Genomic DNA, 19,023 nt, shown 5'->3' on the forward strand with positions numbered 1-19,023 from the left:
GTCAGCGCCGGACCGGGGTCACGGAGATCGGCTCGACGGCCTTCGCGCAGCCGGTGTCGCCCGTGCGGCCGGTACGGATGAACCGGGTGGAGAGGTCCACGACGCAGCCGCTGCGCTCCATCTCCGGCACGTGCCCGGTGTTGCGGACCGAGACGAAGCGGCTGTCGCGGAACTGCCGGGCGGCCTGCCGTCCGTTGGCGTCGGGGGTGTTGGCGTCGAGGTCGCCGGAGAGCACCAGGACGGGTACGTCGGGCATCCGGGGGTGGGTCGGCTGGGGCCCGGCGGTGTTCTCCCGCGGCCAGCCGATGCAGACGTCACCGCCGTCGGTGGGGCCCTCCAGATAGCCGGCCGGGCTGAACGCGCCGAACGCGCCGGGACGGGTCGCGGCGAGCGCCTCGCGGTACTGGCGCCACCGCTCGGGCAGCGGAGCCGCGGCCTTCCATGGCTTGCGGTAGTCGTTGCAGACCACGGCGATGTACGGGGCCTGGTCCTCGGCGGAACCGGTGGAGCCCTCCGCGCGCACCAGGTCCAGCAGCGGCCCGCGGTCCCCGGCGGTGAAGCGGTCCAGGGCGTGCGGCAGACCGCCGAGCAGGGACGGGCCGCCCGGATCCGCGCCGACCTCCCGGCTCGCCCCCTCGTAGACGAGGCCGGCGAGCTTGCCCTCCGTCAGGCGCATCCGGAACGGCGCCGCCCCCTCCAGCGGGACGTCCACGTCGACGGGCCTCTCGCGCAGGGCGGCGGCGGTGGCCGCCAGGTCCCGTACGGCCTTGTCGCCGTCGCAGGCGGGCCTGCCCCCGGCCTCGGGACGGGCGGCGCTGCGCTCGCAGATCCGGCGCAGCGACAGCGAGACGGCCTGCGCCCCGGGCCGGTTCAGCGGGTCGAAGGCGAGCGGGTACGCCCCGGACAGGACGACGTTCCGGACGTGCCCGGGGTGGCGCGAGGCGTAGACCGGCATCAGGTAGGTGCCGTACGACAGCCCGTACAGGGTGAGTCCGTCCACGCCGAGCCGCGCACGGATCGCGTCGAGGTCGTCGGCGGTGGCGGCCGTGGTGTAGCCCCGGGCGCGCGGCCCCAGGTTCGCGGCGCAGCGGGTGACGGCGTCGCGCTGCTGCTCACGGGTGCCCAGGCGGTACTCGGCGTCGGTCACCCCGCAGGGCATCCGCTGGGACCTTCCGGTGCCCCGGGGGTCGACGAGCAGCAGGTCGTGGTCGCCGAGCAGGTCCCTCAGCACCTCGCCGAAGACCGGCGCCCGGTCGATGGCCACCTCGCCGGGGCCGCCGGGGTTGACGGCGACCGTCCCCTTGGCGGGACCGGGGGAGCGGTGGCGGACGACCGCGTAGGCCACGTCGACCGTGCCCAGTGCGGGGTCGCCGCTCACCAGGGGGCGGGTCGCCGAGCCGCAGTCCACCCGGTGCCCCTCGACGGTCGGACACCACGTCGGGCGGGCCGTGCCGCCCGCCGCCGCGGCCGTCACCGCCGGCAGCGTGGAGAAGAGCAGCGCCGCCGCCCCCGCCACCAGTCCCGCCCGTCGCAGCACACCCGTGCCCTTCATGCCCATGTCCACTCCCGGGGTCGTCCGTCGTCCGTCGTCTGTCGTGCGTCGGCCGGGCGTCGCGCCCCGCCGTGCACACGACTGTGCCGGGCGCCTTTCAGGGCCACGGCAGAGCGACGGCAAAGACGTGTAAGAACGGGGAGCCCGACGGGGCCCCGGGCCCGATCTCGTGGATTCGCCGCGCCGTCGAGCGTGTGGCCCGGGTGCGCCGAGCGCGAGGGTGTTTGCTGTGCGCAGGCCGGCCCACGGGGGCGCGGCCCCGTACGACGGAGGAGCCGGGAACATGAAGTTCGCGCAGATCATCGACTTCGAGACGGAACGCATCGACGAGGCGCGCGAGCTGCTGCGCGCGTACGAGGAGCAGGCCCGCTCGCAGGGGCGCGACGGTGCCCCCGTCGCCCGCACCCTGCTCAAGGACCGCGCCAACCCCAACCGGTACCTCGCGGTGGTGCAGTTCGAGTCCCACGAGGCGGCGATGGCGAACAGCGACGCGCCCGAGACCAGCGAGCTGGCCCAGGCGCTCTCGGCGCTGATGACGAGGCCCGCCGCCTACACCGACTGCGACATCGTGGAGCACCAGAGCATGCGCTGACACCGCGGCTGGACACCCACCCCTGTGTCGTAACAAGATTGGTTACGACACAGGGGCGGGTGCGTGCGCGTACGTGCCTCCGGACGGCGGGAGGTCCCATGAGCGCGAGCAGCCGGATGACCGTGGCCACGCACACGCTGACCTGGATGGCGCGGGTCTGCCCCCAGCGGCCCGGCGGCATCGTGACCTCCGAGCAGATCGCCGCCAGCGTCGCCACCAACCCCGTCGTCATCCGCCGCACCCTCGGGAGCCTGCGGGACGCCGGGCTGGTGGAGTCGCAGCGGGGGCGGGGCGCGGGCTGGCGGCTGGCCCGCGCCCCCGAATCGATCACGCTGAGGGACGTCCACCTCGCGGTCGAGCCCGACCCGCTGATCCCCCTGCACGCCTCGCCGCCCAACCGGGACTGCCCCGTCGCGCGGGGCATCCCCGCCGTCCTCCGCGGGGTCTACGACCGCGCGGAGGAGGCGATGAAGGCCGAACTGGCGGCCGTCACCGTCGCCGACGTGGCGAGGGCGACGGTTCCCGGAAGCTGAGCGCCCCGTGTTCCGCGACGGCCGGCCCCGCCGGGGCCGGCCTCTCCTTCGGCCGTTGTCGTAACCATTTCTGTTACATCCTCCTTGAGATGAAGGACCGTACGCGAGTGATCACCACGGAACGCCTCCGACTGCGCCCCCTCACCGAAGCCGACGCCGACTGGTGGGTCGGCCTCCACGCCGACGAGGAGGTCAACCGCTTCGTCGGCGGCTACACACCGGAACAGGCCGCGGCCCGCCTGCGCGCGATCCAGGACCAGTGGGAGCGGCGCGGCCACGGACTGTGCGCCGTCGAACTGCGCGGCACCGGCGAGTTGATCGGGCGCAGCGGCCTCAACTGGTGGGAGCAGTTCGACGAGACCGAGATCGGCTGGACCTTCGCCCGCGCCCACTGGGGGCGCGGCTACGCCACCGAAGCGGCCGAGGCGGTGCTCGCGTGGGGCTTCGGGACGCTGCGGCTCCAGCGGATCACCGCCATGATCCATCACGGCAACACCGCCTCCACCGCGGTGGCCTCGCGCCTCGGCTTCGCGCGGCTGCGCGAGGACACCGTCCTGGACCGCCCCTGCACCGTCTTCGCCCTGGACCGGGAGGACTTCGCGTCCCGCTGACCGCTACTGGTTCGGGTCGAAGGGGATGCCCGCCGGCTTGGCCTTCGCCAGGTGGGAGGCGAAGGAGCCGTCCTTGAGGCCGAAGTGCGCGCTGCCGAAGTCCGCCTGGCTCAGCTTGTCCCGGAGCGTCGCGGGATAGCCCGACCAGCCGACGAGCGCCGGGAACTGCCAGGTGCCCCGGTGGTTCTCGGGCGGTTCGTCGTTTCCGTTGGCCGGGCGGAAGCAGTGCGTGCCGACGCCGTCCTTGTGGTAGACGATCTTGGGGTGGGTGCCGTCCCAGCGGATCTGGTCGCGGGGGTAGGTGTTGAAGTCGCCGTGGGCGGAGGTGGAGACGTACTTCGCCTCGCCGCCCTGGATCCACACCACCACGTGCTCCCAGTCGTGGCGGTGCCCGCCGAGGCTGATGCCCGGGATGGCCTGGTCCTTCTCAAAGTAGAGCGCGTACGCCACGGCACACCAGCCGTTGTTGCAGGCGGCCCGGGAATAGCCGTTGGTGTTGGCGAGGTCCGAGGCGTCGCGGCAGTTCCCGTTCAGCGCGCCGGTCGGGTTGAGGCCGCCGTTCAGGACGCCGGCCGGGCCGATGGCGGGCGTCGGGTAGCAGCCGTCCGTGTCGTAGTCGTACGCGGGCTGGAAGGCCAGCTCGACGGCGTCGGCGTTCACGGGCAGGGCCGGGGGCGGAGCCGCGAAGGCCACCTGCGGCACGGCGAGGACCAGGGTCAGGGCGGCGCCGACGGCGACCGATGCCCTGCGGGTGTGACGGATGTGACGACTCGTCCGCAAAGCGGCCTCCGGCTGGTCGGGTTCGGCGTCCGGCGCGGAGCCCGGCCGGTGCGGCGGGCGCGCCGCAAGCATCATTCGCGACCCCGGGTGGCACGACAAGGGGCACGACGCCCCCTCTTGGGCCCGGCCGGAGCGTGCGCCCGGGGAGTCCCGGGCGCACGTCCGCCGCCGATCAGGTCCGGTAGCGGTACATGATGCGGCCGCGGGTCAGGTCATAGGTGCTGACTTCCACGAGCACCCGGTCGAACGGCAGGATCCTGATGCGGTGTTTGCGGATCTTGCCGCTGATGTGCGCGAGCACGTGGTGCCCGTTCTGGAGTTCCACCGTGAAGGTGGCGTTGCGCAGGCACTCGACGACGGTGCCCTCGATCTCCAGGCCCTTCGATGTTCTTGCCAATGTCCCTCGTCTCTCGGATCGGGGTGCGGGTGCGGATGGGGGAAGGCGGGTCCGGCGGGGCGGTGTCAGTGGCGCACGAGCTCCACGTTGCCGCCCGTCCGGCGTGCGCCGATGCCCTCGAACAGCGTGATCGCGGCCGTGTTGGACTCGTCCACCTCGGCCCAGGCCGAGTCGGTCCCGCTGTGGTGCAGCGAGCCCAGCGCGTGGGCCAGGAGCGCCCGCCCGATGCCCCGGCGGTGCTCGCCGGCGCGTACGGCCACCAGCCCGATCCGCGCCCGGCGGGGGACCGGCGCCACCCGCACCAGCCCCACGTACGCGCCGTCGCGGACCGCCACCGTGAACCTCGAAGGGTCCAGCGGCGACGGCCCGTTCGGGCGGGGCAGGACCTCGGCCGGCATGGTCCGCCAGCCGGGACCGGCCTCGGCCTCCTCGCGGACCGCCCGGTGCAGGGCGCGCAGCAGGTCCGCGTCCGCCTGCGTGCCGGGCAGGATCCGCACACCGGCGGGTGTCCGCGACGGGTCGAGTCCGCTCTCGCGCGGGTCGGTGGGCAGGACGTACTCGCGCTCACGGCGTCCGGCCGTGAAACCGGCCCGCTCCCAGCGGGACTTCAGGCCGGTGTCGGCCTCGCCCACCAGGGTGTGGAGAGGGGCCGGAAGGTCCGCCAGGAGGGCTGCGGCGAGCCGGTCGAAGGCCTCGTCCCGCCACGCGTCGATGCTGACGAAGAGCCGGCCGTCGGGCCGTCGCGAGACATCGCCGTGGCCGACGACCCGGCCCTCGTCCAGTGCCTGCCACCGGGTCTCGTCCACCCGGTTGATGATCACGGTGTCCATGGTTTGTCGCCTTTCGGGAGTGCCTGGTTGCGCGGGCGCTCCCGACGACGACACCTAGGTCGGTCGTACACCGTGACGGAAGTCGGGGAGCACCCACCTCGATACAGCCTTCATGGGTGTCACCTCCTCCGGTCCTGTCACGGCGTTCCGCACCCTAGCAACGGGCGGCTGGGCGTCTCATCCGATTTATTCGCGGCCGGGCATCTCCGGCATGTCCGGCCGGCTCCCGCCGTGGCCCGGGCCTAGCCTTCACCCCGGTACGCCGCGGAGGGAGAGGCTGATGAACAGCACGACGGGGTTCGACCTCGGACCGCAGGCGGCCGTCGTCGCCGCACTGGTCGCCGGCGTCCCCGACGCCCGGCTCGGCGGCCCGACCCCCTGCCCCGACTACCCGGTGGGCGAACTGCTGGGCCACCTGGCGGGTTTGGCCGAAGCCTTCCGCGACGCGGCCCGCAAGGACCTGGGCCCCACGACCGACACGCCCCCGGGCACGGCCGCGCCCCGGCTGCCCGCCGACTGGCGCGAGCGGCTGCCGAGGCTGCTCGGCGAGCTGGCCGAGGCCTGGCGGGACCCGGCCGCCTGGAGCGGCATGACCCGCGCGGGCGGCGTCGACCTGCCCGGTGCCGTCGCCGCCGCGGTGGCCGCCGACGAACTGGTCGTCCACGGCTGGGACCTCGCCCGGGCCACCGGCCAGGACTACGCACCCGACCGGGTCGCGCTGGGGGTGTCGTACGACTTCCTGCTCGCGGCCGCCGAGGAGGACGACCGCGGCGGGGGCGTCTTCGGGCCCGTCGTGCCCGTGCCGGACGGCGCCCCGCTGCTGGACCGGACGGTCGGGCTGAGCGGTCGCGCCCCGTACTGGACCCCGTCGGAGCCCTCCTGACGCACCGTGGGAGGGAACGGTTCAGCTGTTGGTCATGATCCGTTCGTATGTCATGTGAAATATCACATGACATACGAACGGGCCCGCGCGAGCGGGCACCGCGCCATGACGACGAGGAGAACCCCAGTGAACCGCCTGGCCCTTCTGACGGCCGCCGCCGTCGGCCTGACCGCCCTCACCGGCGCCCCCGCCATCGCCGCCACCCCCGCGGCCGCCACCGAGACCGTCACCTCCTGCGGCAGCCCGGGGCTCCAGGCCGGCCTGAACACCCGGGTGTGCGTCGAGGTAAGCGGGACCACCGTCGTGGTCCACGGCAAGGTCGGCCTGGCCGGTCCGCCCTCCCCGGGCAGCCCGGCGCCCGAACCGAGGGAGCTGCTCACGACCCTGTCCGCCGAGGTCGTCGGCGCAGGCGCGCCCGTCACCCAGGCGAAGCCGGTCGTCTTCACCGCGGCCGGCCTCGAGGTGCGCGGCCCGGCCGCTTCCGTCCCCTGCGGGGCGACCGTACGCGCCGCCTTCGGCGTGGCCTCGTTCCCCTGGGCCGCCCGGCCCGTCGTCCACGAGGTCACCGTCACCTGCTGAGCGCCGCCCCTACCCCCGGCCCCCCGCCAGGGCCCGCTCGCCGGCGGCGCACCCCTCCCGCAGCGCCGCCAGTCCGGCCGGCGGCAGCCGCAGCGACGCGCCCCGCCGGCCGGCGTCCAGCCGCGCGGCACCCGCGTCGAGCCACCGGGGGAGGGGCTCGACGCCGATGAAGCCGGCCAGCCTCGCGAGCTCCTCGCGGGGCCGGTCGAGCAGGTCCTCGTAGGCCAGCGTGGTGCGCATCGGCGCCGGAACCCCGTCGAGGTGCGCCACGCCCCGGACGACGATCTCCGACCACAGCGCCGCGAAACCCGCCACCGGCAGCTCCCGTTCCAGCACCAGCGCCGGATCGAAGCGGTCCGCCAGCAGCGCGGACAGTTCGGGCGGCAGGGACCGGACCTGTTCCCCGGTCAGCTCCTCCACGCGCTCGGCCCCCGTCCGGGCCAGGATCTCCCGCATCAGGAAGATCAGCCGGTATCCCGCGTGCCTGCTCATGGACAGCGCGCAGTCCGGCCCGTCCCGGAACAGGTGGACGAAGCGTGCCCGCGGGAACACCCGGCGCAGCAGCGGCACCCGGTCCGACGAGTAGCCCGACCGCTCCACCACCGCCGAGGACCCGAACCGCGCGCACAGCAAGCCGAACAGTGCCTCGTAGTGGCCGGCGGCGGTGCGGGCCGGCCACCCGCGCACCTCCTTCCCCAGCTCGTCGAAGAGGCCGTCGGGGTCGTCGCTCAGGTGCGGGAGCACCATCAGGGACAGCGCCGGGATGCCGGTCGTAGCGGTCGAGAAGCGCCCCGGACGGCGGGTGTAGACGAATTCCGGCATCGGCGCCCCACTGCGGATCATCCGCTCGAACAGCGGATTCGGGTCGGCCAGCAGCCGCCAGAACGCCTCACCCGCCAGGAGGCCTTCGGGAAACCCCCGGCTCTGCACCGAGGACACCAGCTCGTTCAGACTGAGCACGTCCGGATGCGCGTTGACGATCCCCGACAGCGCGGTCGACCCGCTGCGGCCCGTCCCCACGACGAAAGTCAGCGTGCGCATCCCGTCCCACTCCTTTGACGACGGCCCGTACCGATCGCGACCAGCCTTCCCCCGCCGCCGTCTCCCGATACCGCCGGACGGCAGCCGGGCGCTTTTACCACGCAGGGGCATGGAAGTAAGGTCTCCGCATATTCGGACTGGCTGGATATGATCGGCATCCCCACCCCGCAGGGTCGTGTCGGCAGTTCCCCCATGCCCTCGTCCAGGCCCCCGTCTCCGCCGCCCCCGAGGACCGATGTCTGCGATGGCCCCCGAAGGACCGCCAACCCCGCCGCCCCCGGCCCGGCGCCGCCGCACCGTGCGCCTGCGCACGATGCTGGTCTGCCTGGCCGTCGTCCCGACCGTGGCGATGGGGGCCCAGGTCACCGTGACCGCCCAGCGGTTGCTCGCCCAGTCGGAGCACCTGCGCGCCGACGTGGAGGCCGGCGAACGGATCGGCGTACCGCTGGTCGGGCTGATGACGGAGCTGCAGGCCGAGCGGGCGGTGACGGCCGCACGGTGGGCGGGATCCTCCGTGGCCGACGAAGCGCTGCGCGAGCGGCGGGCCGCGACGGACCGCGCCGCGGCGGAGTTCCGCAAGATCGTCGGCAGCGGCGTGGGCGCCCCGGGGAGTTCCGGTCAGGGAGAGGGGCGCCTGGCCGCCGTGAGCGGGCGGCTCGACCTGCTCGCCTCCTACCGCAAGCGCGTGGACGCGCACAGCGGCAGCGCGGAACAGGCCGTCGGCTACTACACCGGCGTGATCGACGACATCATCCGCGCCTACCAGGACGAATTCAGCCACGCCGAGGACGCCGAGATCGCGCAGGAGAGCAGGCCCGCCGTGGCCCTCTTCTCCGCCGCCGAGATGGTCGCCCGCGAGGACACGGCCCTCACGCTAGCGGGCCCCTCCCGCGAACTGGCGTCCACCAGCTTCTCCCAGTTCCTCGACGCCGTCGGCACCCACCGCTACTTGTACGACACCTGGATCGTGCCGTACCTGCCGCCCGCCGAACTGACCGCTTACGACAGGCTCACCGGCTCGGAAGCCTGGCAGACCAAGCTCCGCGTCGAGAACGCCGTCATCGCCAACCACAAGGACACCGCGACCGGCGTGAAACTGCCCGCGGACGTCGACGAGTGGCCCGCCGCGCACCACGGCTTCGCCCCCCGGCTGGCCGCACTCACCACGGCCCGGGCCCAGAGCGTGCTCGCGCACGCCGACGCGAAGGCCGCCGGGCTCCAGACCGAGGTCTACTGGCTGGTCGGGGCCAGCGGCGGCACCCTGCTGCTGGTCACCGCGGTCGTCGTCCTCACCACGCGGTCGGTGCTGCGCCGCCTCAGCCGCCTGCACACCCGCACGGTCGCCATCGCCGAGGAGACCCTGCCCGAGGTGGTGGCCCGGCTCCAGCGCGGCGAGCCCGTCGACACCGGGGCACTGCCCGCCGTACACGGACGCGAGGACGAGGTCGGCCAGATCGCCGACGCCTTCGCCCGCGTCGTCGCCGTGTCCGTCGACGGGCACCGGCAACTCGCGGCCGAGCGGCACGGCTTCGGCCTCTTCGCCTCCGGCATCGCCTCGCGCACCGGGAACCTCGTCAGCCGCCAGCTCGGCCTGACCGAGGAGCTCCAGGACACCTTCGGCCACGACGAGGCGCTCCTGGCCCAGTTGATGCGGTCCGACCAGCTGACGGTGGGGATGCGGCGGCAGATCGAGAACCTGCTCATCCTCGCCGGCGGCGAGATCCCGGACCCGCACACCGAACCCATGCGCGTCGCCGACCTGCTGCGCGAGGCCGCCGCGGAGGTCGAGGACTTCCGGCGCATCGAACGGCAGGCGCTGGACGAGGCCAGCGTACGGCCGCACGTGATCAGCCAGATCAGCCACCTGCTGGCGGAACTGCTGGACAACGCCACCCGGTTCTCGCCTCCCCGGTCGAAGGTCGTCGTCCGCGCCGAACTCGTCGCCGACGGCCTCTCGGTCGAGATCGAGGACCGCGGACCGCGCGTATCGGCCGCCGGCTACGAGGCCATGAACGAACGCCTGCACTCGGCGCCGCCGTTCTCCGTCCTCGCCGAGAACGCCCACCGGCTCGGCCTCTTCGTCGTGGGCCACCTGGCCGACCAGCTCGAGGCCCGTGTCACGCTGCGCCGCTCGGTGTACGGGGGCACGGCCGCCGTGGTCATCCTGCCGGGCGGCCTGCTGCTCCCGGCCCAGGCGAAGGCCCCGGCGCCGCGACCGGCCGAGCCGAGGCCGCTGCCCGAACGGACCCCGCGCCCCGCCGTCGTACGCGGCCCCGTACCCACACCCGTACCGGAGCCCGTACCCGAGGCCGCGCCCGTACCCGCCGCCGACGCCCCGGTGGCCCTCGCGCCCGCCCCGCCGCAGCGCCCCGCGGCCGCCGCGGCCACCCCCGCGCCCGGACCCGGCGCGCGGCCGGCCCTGCCCGAGCGCGTCCCGCAGACCCACCTCACCCGGCAGCTCCGGGGCCCGCGCGCCCCGGAACCGGCGGCCGGCCGGGACCCGGAGACACCCGAAGAGGTGGCCGACGCCTGGGCCGACTACGAAGAGGGGACCAAGAAAGTGGAAGCAGAGCTCGGAGCGGACCAGCCATGACAACGACAGCCAGCGACACGATCTACGGCATCCTGGACAACAACCTGAGCAGGATCGCCGGCATCCAGGGAGCCGTGCTCCTGTCCAACGACGGGATCATGCTCAGCGCCTACCTGCTGGAGCGGGACCAGGCCGAACGCATCGCCGCCGCGTCCTCCGGCATCGCCGCCACCGTGAAGGCGATATCCCGGGAGATCGACGGCGGCCGGGTCATCCGCCAGCTCGTGGAGATGGACGACCGCTACCTCTGCGTCGTGGGCTGCGGGGAAGGCAGCACGCTCATCGTCGTCACCTCCCGCAAGGCGCGCCTCGGAGAACTGGGCGGCGAAGCCGTACGCACCGCCCAGGCACTCGGCGAATGGCTGGGAACCCCCGAGCGCACCACCCCGCCGACGCCGTAATGCCCGACCAGCCGCCGCGCCGAAGCCCCCGCCGGACACGGCTGTACGCGCTGACCGACGGCCGTACGGCCGCCGCCCCGCAGACCGTCCTCACCATGGACACCACCATCGAGGCGGCGGCCGTCGCCGACGGCGCCCACACCGGTCTGGCCACCGAATGGCGGACCGTCCTCGCCCTGTGCGCCCGGCCGGGCGGCCTGGCGGTCGCCGAGATCGCCGCCCGCATGCACATGCGCCTCACCCCGATGACGCTCCTGCTGGGCGAACTCGCCGACCGCGGACTCATCCACCACCGGCCGCCCCTGGAGGGCGCCGAGACCACCAACGTCCACCTGCTCATGAAAATCAGGGACAACCTTGCCCGGATATGACCCTTCCGACGACTCCACCGCCCGGGCGGCGTCCCCCGTGAAGATCCTCGTCGCCGGGGGGTTCGGAGTCGGCAAGACGACCCTGGTCGAGGCCGTCTCCGAGATAGAGCCGCTGCGCACGGAGGAACGCCTCACCAGCGCCGGCGTCGGCGTCGACGACCTCGACGGCATCGAGTCCAAGACGCTGACCACCGTCGCGATGGACTTCGGCCGGATCACCCTCTCCGACGCCGGGGTCGTCCTCTACCTGTTCGGCACGCCCGGCCAGGAGCGGTTCTGGTTCATGTGGGACGACCTGCTGAACGGGGCCCTGGGCGCGCTCGTGCTCGTCGACACGCGGCGCCTGGACCGCGGCTTCCCCGCGATCGACTTCTTCGAGAGCCGGGGCCTGCCGTTCGTCGTCGGCGCGAACTGCTTCCACGGCGAACAGGCCTACACCGCCGAGGAGATCGCCGCCGCGCTGCACCTGCGCGACCCGTCCACCCCCGTCCTCCTGCTGGACGCCCGCTCCCGTACGGACGCCCGCGGCGCCCTTCTGGCCCTGCTCGACGTGGTCATCGCCCGGGCCGGAGCACCTGCCGGCGTCTGACACCGACGCGGACGGGGCCGGACGGGCTGCCGGGAGGGCCCCGGACCGGGGGCGGTCCCCGGCCTACCGGACGACGGCGCTAGCGTGATCACCATGTACACGATCAATGGCGTGACCGCCACGCCGGGCGGGCGCGTCTCCGTCCAGTTCCACGACCACGGCTACGCCGCCAAGAAGGAAGGCGGCGAGGACTCCCTCGCCGAGAAGCTCTTCGGCGAGGGGGCCGGGTGCGTCACCCTGCTGGTGATGCTCGCGTCGATAGGCCTCTACAGCCTGCTCAAGAAGAACGGGGCACCGGAGGCCGCCGTCACCGCCTGCCTGATGGTGGCCATCGCCTCCGTCTGCTACGGGGCGATCATCGCGCTGCTGCACTGGACCAGCGGGGTGCTCGCGAGCGTCTTCCTCTTCCTGTTCGTCGTGGTGAGCTTCCCCCTGCTGCTGATCCCCGGCTACCGGCGGGCCCTGCGCCGCCGTTGGGGGAGCGGCGGCCCCGAGACCGAGGGGTCCTGGGTCCCCGCCACGGCCCTCTCCGGTGTCTGGCACCAGCCCGGCCCCGGCGGCGGCAGCGTGATCACGGTGCGGCTCACCGACGGATCCGTGACCGCGTACGCACCGGCCCCGGACGCCGCCCACGACCTGTACGCGCGCTTCGACGCCCTGCTGCGCGGCGCCCGGCCGGCCCAGGCCGCGCAGCAGCAGCCGGGGCAGTACCCGCATCCCGGTCAGTACCAGCAGCCGGCGCCGTACCAGCAGCATCCGGGCCAGTACCAGCAGCAGCCCGGCCCGTACCAGCATCCGGGCCAGTACCAGCAGCCCTGGCAGCAGCAGCCGCGCGGCTGAGGGGCACCCCTCAGGCCCGCGCCGGCCGTTCGAGCGCGGCGGCGACCGGAGCGACCCCGTCCTCCGCGGCCAGCCGTCCGGCGAGGTACCGGGCCCGCTCCCGGTAGGAGGGGTTGCCCACGGCCTCCCGCACGGCCGCGCCGAGGGCGGCCGGGCCGAGGCGGCGCAGGGGCAGCACACCGGGGGCGGTGCCCAGCTCCACCAGGCGGGCCGCCCAGAAGTGGGCGTCGAACTGCACGGGCACGGGTACGGAGGGGACGCCCGCGCGCAGGGCCGCGCCGGTGGTGCCCGCCCCGGCGTGGTGGACGACGGCGGCCACGCGGGGGAACAGCAGGAAGTGCGGCACCTCGCCGATGGTGATCACGTCGTCCTGGGCGGCGGACAGCCCGGCCCACCCCTGCTGGACCACGCCCCGCAGCCCGGCCGCGCGCAGTGCGGCCACGACGTCGGCGCTGACCCGCCCGGGGTCGGGTGTGGTGGCGCTGCCGAGGCCCACGTACACCGGGGCGGGGCCGGCCGCGAGGAAGTCCTCCAGCTCCGGCGGGAGCCGGCTGTCGGCGCCGTCGTGGGGCCACCAGTACCCGCAGACCTCCAGCCCCGGGCGCCAGTCGCGGGGGCGGGGGACCACCAGCTCGCTGAAGCCGTGCCACACGGGCCAGCCCCACCGCTCGCGGGCGCGGCGGCCGGCGGACAGCGGGCCGGTGGGCAGGCCGTGTTCGGCGGCAAGGGCCCGCGCGGCCCGGGTGAAGACGTGGTCGACGGCCGTGACGACGGCCCGCCCGCCGAGCCGGTTGCCCAGCGGGCCCGCGGAGCGGGTGCCGAGCATCGGCGGAGGGAACTCCCGGGTGCCGTGCAGCGGTTGCAGGAAGAGGCCCATGCTGGGCCGGGACAGGCCCTCGGCGATGGCGTACGCCAGCGGCGCGACCGTCCCGCCGGCCAGTACGACGTCCGCGTCGCGCGCGGCACTGACCAGCGGGTGCGTCATCTCGGGCGCGATGCGCCGCGCCAGCGCGACGGCCCGCAGCAGCTTCGCCGCCCCGTGCCGGCTCCGGTGCAGCCCACGCCCGCGCGACGAGTGCAACTCGGCCCGGGGATCCCCCGGGAGGGTGGCGAAGCGCACCCCCGACCCGGCCACCAGTGGTGCGAACACCTCGTGGGTCACCAGGGTGACCTCGTGGCCGGCCCGGGCCAGGCCGGCCCCCAGCCCCGTGTACGGCGCGACGTCCCCGCGCGACCCCGCTGTCATGACGGCGATCCTCATGCCCGCCAGTGTGGCGTCCGCACCGCGTGCGCGCCGTGCGTCCGCGCGGGCGGCACGGAAATCCTCCGGGCGTCCGGTCGGCCGGCGGGCGGCGCGGACGGGTGGCCGGTCCGCGGCGGCGGATTCCGGCCATTCCGCGCCCGGATGAGAATTTGGTTAGGTGAGGCTGCCCTAACTTCCCTATGGTGTGGGCATGACCAAGATCATCCGTGCGCTCGCGGCGACCGCCGCGGCCGGACTCCTGCTGGCCGGCGGCCAGGTGACCGCGACCGCCGCCACCACCACCGCGCCGACGCCCGCCGTCGCGGGTGGCCGGGCGGAAACCCCCGCTGGTGCCGCGCGATTCGAACTGCCGCGCCCCACCGGCGCCTTCGCCGTCGGCCGCGACACCCTCCACCTCGTCGACACCGCGCGCAAGGACCCCTGGGTCCCGGCCGTCGACCGCGAACTGCTCGTGTCCCTCTACTACCCCGCCGTGCGCGGCACCGGACACCCGGCCCCGTACACGACCGTGGCCGAGGCGCGCGCCCTGCTCACGGACCGCGGCGAACTCGGCCGCCACGCCACGCCCGAACAGGTCGCCGCCGTCCGCACCCACGCCCGCGAGGAAGCGCTGCCGCGCGTCGGCGGCGGCCGGTACCCGCTGGTCGTCCTCTCACCCGGATTCACCCTGCCCCGCTCCTCCCTCACCGTGCTGGCGGAGGACCTGACCTCGCGCGGCTACGTGGTCGCCGCCCTCGACCACGCCTACGAGTCCGACGGCACCGTCTTCCCCGGCGGCAGGATGCTCGACTGCAAGGCCTGCGAGCAGGTCTTCCCCGACCGGTCGCTGCACCGCGTGTCCGAAGCCCGGGCCCGCGACGTGACGTTCCTGCTGGACCGGCTCACCGGCGACCGCCCCGCCTGGCGCCACTCCCGGCTGATCGATGCCCGGCACATCGGCATGGCCGGCCACTCGATCGGCGGCGCCTCCGCCGCCACGGCCATGGCCGCGGACCCGCGCGTGGCCGCCGGCGTGAACATGGACGGCACCTTCTTCGCCCCGCTCCCCGAGACCGGCCTCGGCGGCCGTCCGTTCCTGCTGCTCGGCGGCGACCCGGCCCTGACCCCGCCGGAGATCGAGGACACCAGCTGGGCCGACGCCTGGCCGCGGATGGACGGCTGGAAGCGCTGGCTGACCGTCACCGGCATGGGCCACCCCGGATTCACCGACTGGCCCGTCCTCGCCGACGCCGCGGGCGCCCCGCACCCGGAGACCCCCCTCTCGGGAGACCGCTCGCAGCGGATCACCCGCGCCTACACCGGTGACTTCTTCGACCGGCACCTCAAGGGCCTGCCCGCACCCCGCCTGGACGGGCCGACGGCGGCCGACCCCGAGGTGGTTTTCCGGCGCGGCTGACCGCACCGGGCGGCCCGCCCCGCGGCGGCCCCTGACGGCCGAGGGGATATGTGCGGATCATTCCGTGGAGGGTGGGATGTGACTCCCCCCACCCTCCCTTGACCCGGGAGGGAAGGCATACCTAAGTTCTGCCCCATGTCCACGCACCACTCCCCGCCCCCCGCCGGCCCCGACGGCCCCGCCGGCCTGGTCGGCTTCACCGTCGACCTGACCTCCCAGGAGATGCTCCGGCGCGCCCAGGTGATGGCCGCGCTCGGCCCCGACTGGGATCCGGTCGACGTGCTGAGGGGCGAGGAGGAGGCGTACGACCTGCTCTACTCCGGCCTCGACGCCGAACAGCAGCGCACGTACGACGCCCTGGTGGCGGCCGGCGTGCTGCCCGTGCGCGGGGGCGGCCGTGCTGCCGCTTGACCCGCAGGCCGAGATCGGCCGCCGGGCCTGGGTGCCGTGCCCGGCCTGCGAGGACACCCGGGGCTGCGAGCCGTGCACGGAGCGGCGCGCCTGCTCCCGCCACTGGCGCTACCTGCTCTCGAACAAGGGCAGCCTGCTGCACCTCCAGTGCCCCGGCTGCACCCACGTCTGGACGCACGAGAGCGGCTTCGGTGCCACGCGTTCCCTGTGGAGCCGCGTGACCAGCGGCCGGCCACGCCTCTCGTCTTAGGCACGGCGGAGGCGCATCGCCTTCGATTCGGGGGCTGGAAGTGACGGGGGACACCCACCGCACAGGGTCTGACCGGTTACGTGGGGTGACATCGGGGCGGTGTGCCGGTGAGGCGGCCCACAGGACCCAGGTCACATCCGGCCCGGGTTAGTAGCCCGTCCGGCCCGCTCCCGCCCGCGTTTGGGGCCGGGGCGCGGCTGCGGGTCCGCCGGGGCGGCTAGTAGGTGGGGGCTTTGCCAGGGCGTCGGGGGCCTGGCTAACTGGGTGATGTCGCCGAGGCGGCCGGGGCGCGAGCCCCCCGCCGGCAGAGCCCCTCCCACCTGTGTGAGTGGTTCACGCATGTCTTCGGCATGCGGCGGCCGTCCTTGTTCCCGTCGGAAGGTTCCTCCGTGTCCAACGCTGTCATCCGCCGCATCGCCGCTTCGAAGAAGGCTCTGGCCGGTTCCGTGCTCGCCCTGGGTGTCGCGGGTTCCGTGCTCGCCGCCGTTCCGGCGCAGGCGGCTCCGACGGGCGCCAAGGCGATCGCCCAGCAGATGATCAAGGACCCGGCCCAGTTCGCCGCCTTCGACAAGATCGTCACGCACGAGAGCGGCTGGGACTACACCGCCACGAACTCCTCCTCCGGCGCCTACGGCCTGGTCCAGGCGCTGCCCGCGTCGAAGATGTCCTCCGCGGGCTCGGACTGGAAGACCAACCCGGCCACCCAGATCAAGTGGGGCCTGGACTACATGAACGAGCGCTACGGCAGCCCCGTCGAGGCCTGGAACTTCTGGCAGGCCAACCACTGGTACTAGACCACCGGTGACGCAACCCCCCGGCAACGCCCGGCCGAGACCCTCGGCCGGGCGTTGCCGTACCTGCGTACGCGGATGTGCGTCCGCAGGCGGCGGCACGAGGCGTCAGGCCTTCAGGACCCGTCCCGACACCGCCAGCGTGAGGCGCCGGGGCGTCAGTGCGGCGGCCGCCGCGGAGACGCGGTTGGCGAGGCCCGCGACGATGCTGGGCGGGGTCTTGGCGCGCTCCAGGGCGCGCCGGGTCGCGGTCACCACCTGCTCGGGCGTGGCCATGCGGCCGACGGCCGCGTCCCGGCTGCCGACGACGTCGAAGAACTCCGTGCTGACCGGACCCGGCGACACGGCGAGCACCCGCAGCGGCGAGTTCCGCGTCTCGTAGCCGACGGCCTCGGTGAAGTTCAGAACGAAGGCCTTGCTCGCTCCGTAGACCGCCATCGCGGGGGTCGGCTGGTAGGCCGCGGAGCTCGCCACGTTCACCAGCGCACCCCGGCCGTCGGACACGAGGTCGGGCAGGAAGGCCCGGGTGAGCTCGGCGACGGCCGTCACGTTCAGCTGGATCATCTCGTTGATCTGCGCCACGTCCTGGCCGGCGAACGGGCCGTGGCTGCCGAAGCCGGCGTTGTTGACGAGGGAGTGCACCGTGATCCCGCGCGCGTCGAGTTCCGCGCGCAGCGCGGCCGCGGCTCCCGGCCGGGCGAGGTCCGCGGCGATCACGTGGGCGGTGACGCCGTGGCGCTTCTCCAGTTCCGCCGCCAGTTCCTCGAGCCGGTCGAGGCGGCGGGCGACGAGGACGAGGTCGGCTCCGCGTGCGGCCCACTGGCGGGCGAACTCGACGCCGAGCCCGGCGCTCGCCCCGGTGATCAGGGTGACGGTCCCCTGGTATGTCATAGGCATCGTAGGCTGCTCCGTTTCACGTGTTGGACACACATGAATGTAGGCGGCGACATCATTGTAGTCAATGACAACATCAAGAGAGGGGAGCCCGCCTTGAGCGAGGGGCCCTACCACCACGGCAACCTCCGGACCGCCCTGCTGGAGCGCGCGGAGACCGTCCTCACCGAATCGGGCGTGGAGGGCCTGTCCCTCCGGGCCCTGGCACGCGACCTCGGCGTGAGCCACGCCGCGCCCTCCCGCCACTTCCGCGACCGGCAGGCCCTGCTGGACGCCCTCGCCGTCAGCGGCTTCACCCGGCTGAACGCCCGCCTGAGCGCCGCGGCCGAAGCACCCGGCCCGGTGCCGGACCGCCTGGCCGCCCTGGGGCGGGCGTACGTCGACTTCGCCGTCACCCACGCGCCCCTGCTGAACCTGATGTTCAGCGCCAAGCGCGCCGACGACTCCAGTGCCGAACTCAGGGAGCTCGGGCACCACAGCCTCGACACCACCGCCGAACTCATCGCGCGGGCCCAGGCGGAGGGGTTCGTCCGCGAGGGCGACCCGGTCCGCCTCGCCCAGGTCGCCTTCTCCACCGTCCACGGGCTGGCGACGCTGGCCCTCGGCTCCCTCCTCGAGGACACCCCGCTGCCGGAGGCGACCGACCTGGCCCTGGACGTACTCCTGACCGGCCTGGCCCGCCCCGGTCGGTGACCGGCCCCCGGCCGGTGACGGCCCGGGCGCGCCGGCGTCCCGCCGCTCAGCGTCCGGCGCGGGCCGGGTCCAGGGCGGTGAGCAGCGCGTCGAGGGGCGCGGGCAGGAGAGCGAGGTCGAGGGCCTGGGCGAGGAGGTGCCCGTAGCGGATCTTGCGGCCCTTCTTGGTGCCGAGGAAGCGCCGCATCCGGTGGTGCGGGTCGCGGCCGCGTTGCGCGGGCTGGCGGACGAAGGTCTGCCAGGGGGCGAGGTCGCCCTCGGCCTCGATGACCCCTTCCACCCGCGGCACGCCCAGCGCGCGGATCAGCTCCTCCTCCAGGTCCTCCACGCAGACGAAGACCTCGTGGCGGGGAGCCCCGGCCCGCTGGAAGCCGCGGTCGAAGTAGGGCTGCTCCCGCACGTCGCACAGCCCGGCGAGGCGCAGTCCCAGTCCCGGCGGGCCCAGGAGCCGGGCGTACCGGCCGACGTTCATCGCCCCTCCCATGGAGACGACGCAGACGCCCTCGGCGGGCAGGTCCCGGTCCAGGCGCGCCGCCAGGGTCTCGACGGCGGCGAGGTCGCTGGGCCCCTCGACCAGCACCACCGACGCGACACCCCTTTCCGCGGCCAGTTCCCCGGCCCGCTCCCCGGCCGGCCCGTCGTCGCCGCCCGCCGCCCAGTCGGCGACCGCGTTCCGGAACAGTCCCATGTCAGCCATGCGGTGATTGTGCTGCACCCCGGGGCGGGGCGGAC

The 19,023-nt window shown here is 74.2% G+C and carries 23 protein-coding genes; 15 read left to right on the plus strand and 8 right to left on the minus strand.

Annotated elements, in window-relative coordinates:
- Position 1 precedes the first annotated feature (1 nt).
- Positions 2–1,552 (minus strand): alpha/beta fold hydrolase, encoded by a 1,551-nt coding sequence (locus ABD973_RS32830; RefSeq protein WP_345503885.1) that lies wholly within the window; start codon positions 1,550–1,552, stop codon positions 2–4.
- A gap of 283 nt (positions 1,553–1,835) precedes the next feature.
- On the opposite strand from ABD973_RS32830, the gene ABD973_RS32835 reads away from it, so the two are divergent.
- The 3 genes from ABD973_RS32835 (at position 1,836) to ABD973_RS32845 (ending at position 3,288) form a co-directional block, all read left to right on the plus strand.
- Positions 1,836–2,144, plus strand: a complete 309-nt coding sequence (locus ABD973_RS32835; protein WP_125819787.1) for a hypothetical protein — start codon at positions 1,836–1,838, stop codon at positions 2,142–2,144.
- 98 nt (positions 2,145–2,242) lie between these two features.
- The gene (locus ABD973_RS32840; RefSeq protein WP_125819786.1) at positions 2,243–2,677 is read left to right on the plus strand and encodes an Rrf2 family transcriptional regulator; all 435 of its coding nucleotides are present in this window, start codon (positions 2,243–2,245) and stop codon (positions 2,675–2,677) included.
- A gap of 89 nt (positions 2,678–2,766) precedes the next feature.
- The gene (locus ABD973_RS32845) at positions 2,767–3,288 is read left to right on the plus strand and encodes a GNAT family N-acetyltransferase (protein WP_125819785.1); all 522 of its coding nucleotides are present in this window, start codon (positions 2,767–2,769) and stop codon (positions 3,286–3,288) included.
- 3 nt (positions 3,289–3,291) lie between these two features.
- Here ABD973_RS32845 and ABD973_RS32850 read toward each other — a convergent pair whose 3' ends face one another.
- The 3 genes from ABD973_RS32850 to ABD973_RS32860 all read right to left on the minus strand — a co-directional run bounded on the left by ABD973_RS32850 (position 3,292) and on the right by ABD973_RS32860 (position 5,295).
- Positions 3,292–4,140 carry an NPP1 family protein gene (locus ABD973_RS32850; RefSeq protein WP_386381990.1) on the minus strand — a complete coding sequence of 283 codons (849 nt, stop codon included), beginning with the start codon at positions 4,138–4,140 and terminating at the stop codon, positions 3,292–3,294.
- Between the two features lie 100 nt (positions 4,141–4,240).
- Positions 4,241–4,465: a translation initiation factor IF-1 gene (infA, locus tag ABD973_RS32855; RefSeq protein WP_125603054.1), complete on the minus strand. Its 225-nt coding sequence runs from the start codon at positions 4,463–4,465 to the stop codon at positions 4,241–4,243.
- A 65-nt stretch (positions 4,466–4,530) separates the two neighbouring features.
- Positions 4,531–5,295 (minus strand): GNAT family N-acetyltransferase, encoded by a 765-nt coding sequence (locus tag ABD973_RS32860; protein ID WP_345503893.1) that lies wholly within the window; start codon positions 5,293–5,295, stop codon positions 4,531–4,533.
- A gap of 280 nt (positions 5,296–5,575) precedes the next feature.
- Here ABD973_RS32860 and ABD973_RS32865 point away from each other — a divergent pair, with 280 nt between their 5' ends.
- Together ABD973_RS32865 and ABD973_RS32870 are read left to right on the plus strand one after the other, a co-directional pair.
- Positions 5,576–6,178 carry a TIGR03086 family metal-binding protein gene (locus ABD973_RS32865; protein WP_125819782.1) on the plus strand — a complete coding sequence of 201 codons (603 nt, stop codon included), beginning with the start codon at positions 5,576–5,578 and terminating at the stop codon, positions 6,176–6,178.
- A 126-nt stretch (positions 6,179–6,304) separates the two neighbouring features.
- Positions 6,305–6,757 (plus strand): hypothetical protein, encoded by a 453-nt coding sequence (locus tag ABD973_RS32870; RefSeq protein ID WP_164720806.1) that lies wholly within the window; start codon positions 6,305–6,307, stop codon positions 6,755–6,757.
- Between the two features lie 9 nt (positions 6,758–6,766).
- On the opposite strand, the gene ABD973_RS32875 is transcribed toward ABD973_RS32870, so the two are convergent.
- A complete protein-coding gene (locus ABD973_RS32875) occupies positions 6,767–7,798 on the minus strand; it encodes a sulfotransferase (RefSeq protein ID WP_345503895.1) in 1,032 nt (343 codons plus the stop codon).
- A gap of 244 nt (positions 7,799–8,042) precedes the next feature.
- Between ABD973_RS32875 and ABD973_RS32880 the strand changes: the two genes are divergently transcribed.
- From ABD973_RS32880 to ABD973_RS32900, 5 genes are all read left to right on the plus strand, one after another.
- Complete coding sequence (locus ABD973_RS32880) at positions 8,043–10,391, plus strand: sensor histidine kinase (protein ID WP_345503896.1); 2,349 nt, start codon at positions 8,043–8,045, stop codon at positions 10,389–10,391.
- The gene (locus ABD973_RS32885) at positions 10,388–10,792 is read left to right on the plus strand and encodes a roadblock/LC7 domain-containing protein (protein ID WP_125604211.1); all 405 of its coding nucleotides are present in this window, start codon (positions 10,388–10,390) and stop codon (positions 10,790–10,792) included. Before ABD973_RS32880 ends, ABD973_RS32885 begins: the two co-directional genes overlap by 4 nt.
- Positions 10,792–11,163: a DUF742 domain-containing protein gene (locus ABD973_RS32890; RefSeq protein WP_042800368.1), complete on the plus strand. Its 372-nt coding sequence runs from the start codon at positions 10,792–10,794 to the stop codon at positions 11,161–11,163. Before ABD973_RS32885 ends, ABD973_RS32890 begins: the two co-directional genes overlap by 1 nt.
- Positions 11,150–11,752 carry a GTP-binding protein gene (locus ABD973_RS32895; protein ID WP_125604210.1) on the plus strand — a complete coding sequence of 201 codons (603 nt, stop codon included), beginning with the start codon at positions 11,150–11,152 and terminating at the stop codon, positions 11,750–11,752. Before ABD973_RS32890 ends, ABD973_RS32895 begins: the two co-directional genes overlap by 14 nt.
- Positions 11,753–11,845: 93 nt before the next feature.
- Positions 11,846–12,592 carry a hypothetical protein gene (locus ABD973_RS32900; protein ID WP_125819779.1) on the plus strand — a complete coding sequence of 249 codons (747 nt, stop codon included), beginning with the start codon at positions 11,846–11,848 and terminating at the stop codon, positions 12,590–12,592.
- Between the two features lie 10 nt (positions 12,593–12,602).
- On the opposite strand, the gene ABD973_RS32905 is transcribed toward ABD973_RS32900, so the two are convergent.
- Complete coding sequence (locus ABD973_RS32905) at positions 12,603–13,853, minus strand: glycosyltransferase (RefSeq protein ID WP_345503902.1); 1,251 nt, start codon at positions 13,851–13,853, stop codon at positions 12,603–12,605.
- Between the two features lie 193 nt (positions 13,854–14,046).
- Here ABD973_RS32905 and ABD973_RS32910 point away from each other — a divergent pair, with 193 nt between their 5' ends.
- The 4 genes from ABD973_RS32910 (at position 14,047) to ABD973_RS32925 (ending at position 16,707) form a co-directional block, all read left to right on the plus strand.
- Positions 14,047–15,252 (plus strand): alpha/beta hydrolase family protein, encoded by a 1,206-nt coding sequence (locus ABD973_RS32910; RefSeq protein WP_345503904.1) that lies wholly within the window; start codon positions 14,047–14,049, stop codon positions 15,250–15,252.
- A gap of 135 nt (positions 15,253–15,387) precedes the next feature.
- Positions 15,388–15,663 carry a DUF6400 family protein gene (locus ABD973_RS32915; RefSeq protein WP_345503906.1) on the plus strand — a complete coding sequence of 92 codons (276 nt, stop codon included), beginning with the start codon at positions 15,388–15,390 and terminating at the stop codon, positions 15,661–15,663.
- Positions 15,650–15,913, plus strand: a complete 264-nt coding sequence (locus ABD973_RS32920) for a hypothetical protein (RefSeq protein WP_125819776.1) — start codon at positions 15,650–15,652, stop codon at positions 15,911–15,913. Before ABD973_RS32915 ends, ABD973_RS32920 begins: the two co-directional genes overlap by 14 nt.
- A gap of 389 nt (positions 15,914–16,302) precedes the next feature.
- Entirely contained in the window at positions 16,303–16,707 is a 405-nt protein-coding gene (locus tag ABD973_RS32925; protein ID WP_468621948.1) for an aggregation-promoting factor C-terminal-like domain-containing protein, read from the plus strand.
- A gap of 105 nt (positions 16,708–16,812) precedes the next feature.
- Here the strand turns inward: ABD973_RS32925 and ABD973_RS32930 are convergent, their stop codons facing one another.
- Positions 16,813–17,601 (minus strand): SDR family NAD(P)-dependent oxidoreductase, encoded by a 789-nt coding sequence (locus tag ABD973_RS32930; protein ID WP_125819774.1) that lies wholly within the window; start codon positions 17,599–17,601, stop codon positions 16,813–16,815.
- Positions 17,602–17,694: 93 nt separating this feature from the next.
- Between ABD973_RS32930 and ABD973_RS32935 the strand changes: the two genes are divergently transcribed.
- Positions 17,695–18,291: a TetR/AcrR family transcriptional regulator gene (locus ABD973_RS32935; RefSeq protein ID WP_125595409.1), complete on the plus strand. Its 597-nt coding sequence runs from the start codon at positions 17,695–17,697 to the stop codon at positions 18,289–18,291.
- A gap of 46 nt (positions 18,292–18,337) precedes the next feature.
- Here ABD973_RS32935 and ABD973_RS32940 read toward each other — a convergent pair whose 3' ends face one another.
- Positions 18,338–18,988, minus strand: coding sequence for a TOPRIM nucleotidyl transferase/hydrolase domain-containing protein (locus tag ABD973_RS32940; RefSeq protein WP_125819772.1), 651 nt, complete (start codon positions 18,986–18,988; stop codon positions 18,338–18,340).
- Between the last annotated feature and the right edge of the window lie 35 nt (positions 18,989–19,023).

The sequence above is a fragment of the Streptomyces racemochromogenes genome (genome assembly GCF_039535215.1).
Classification (GTDB): domain Bacteria; phylum Actinomycetota; class Actinomycetes; order Streptomycetales; family Streptomycetaceae; genus Streptomyces; species Streptomyces racemochromogenes.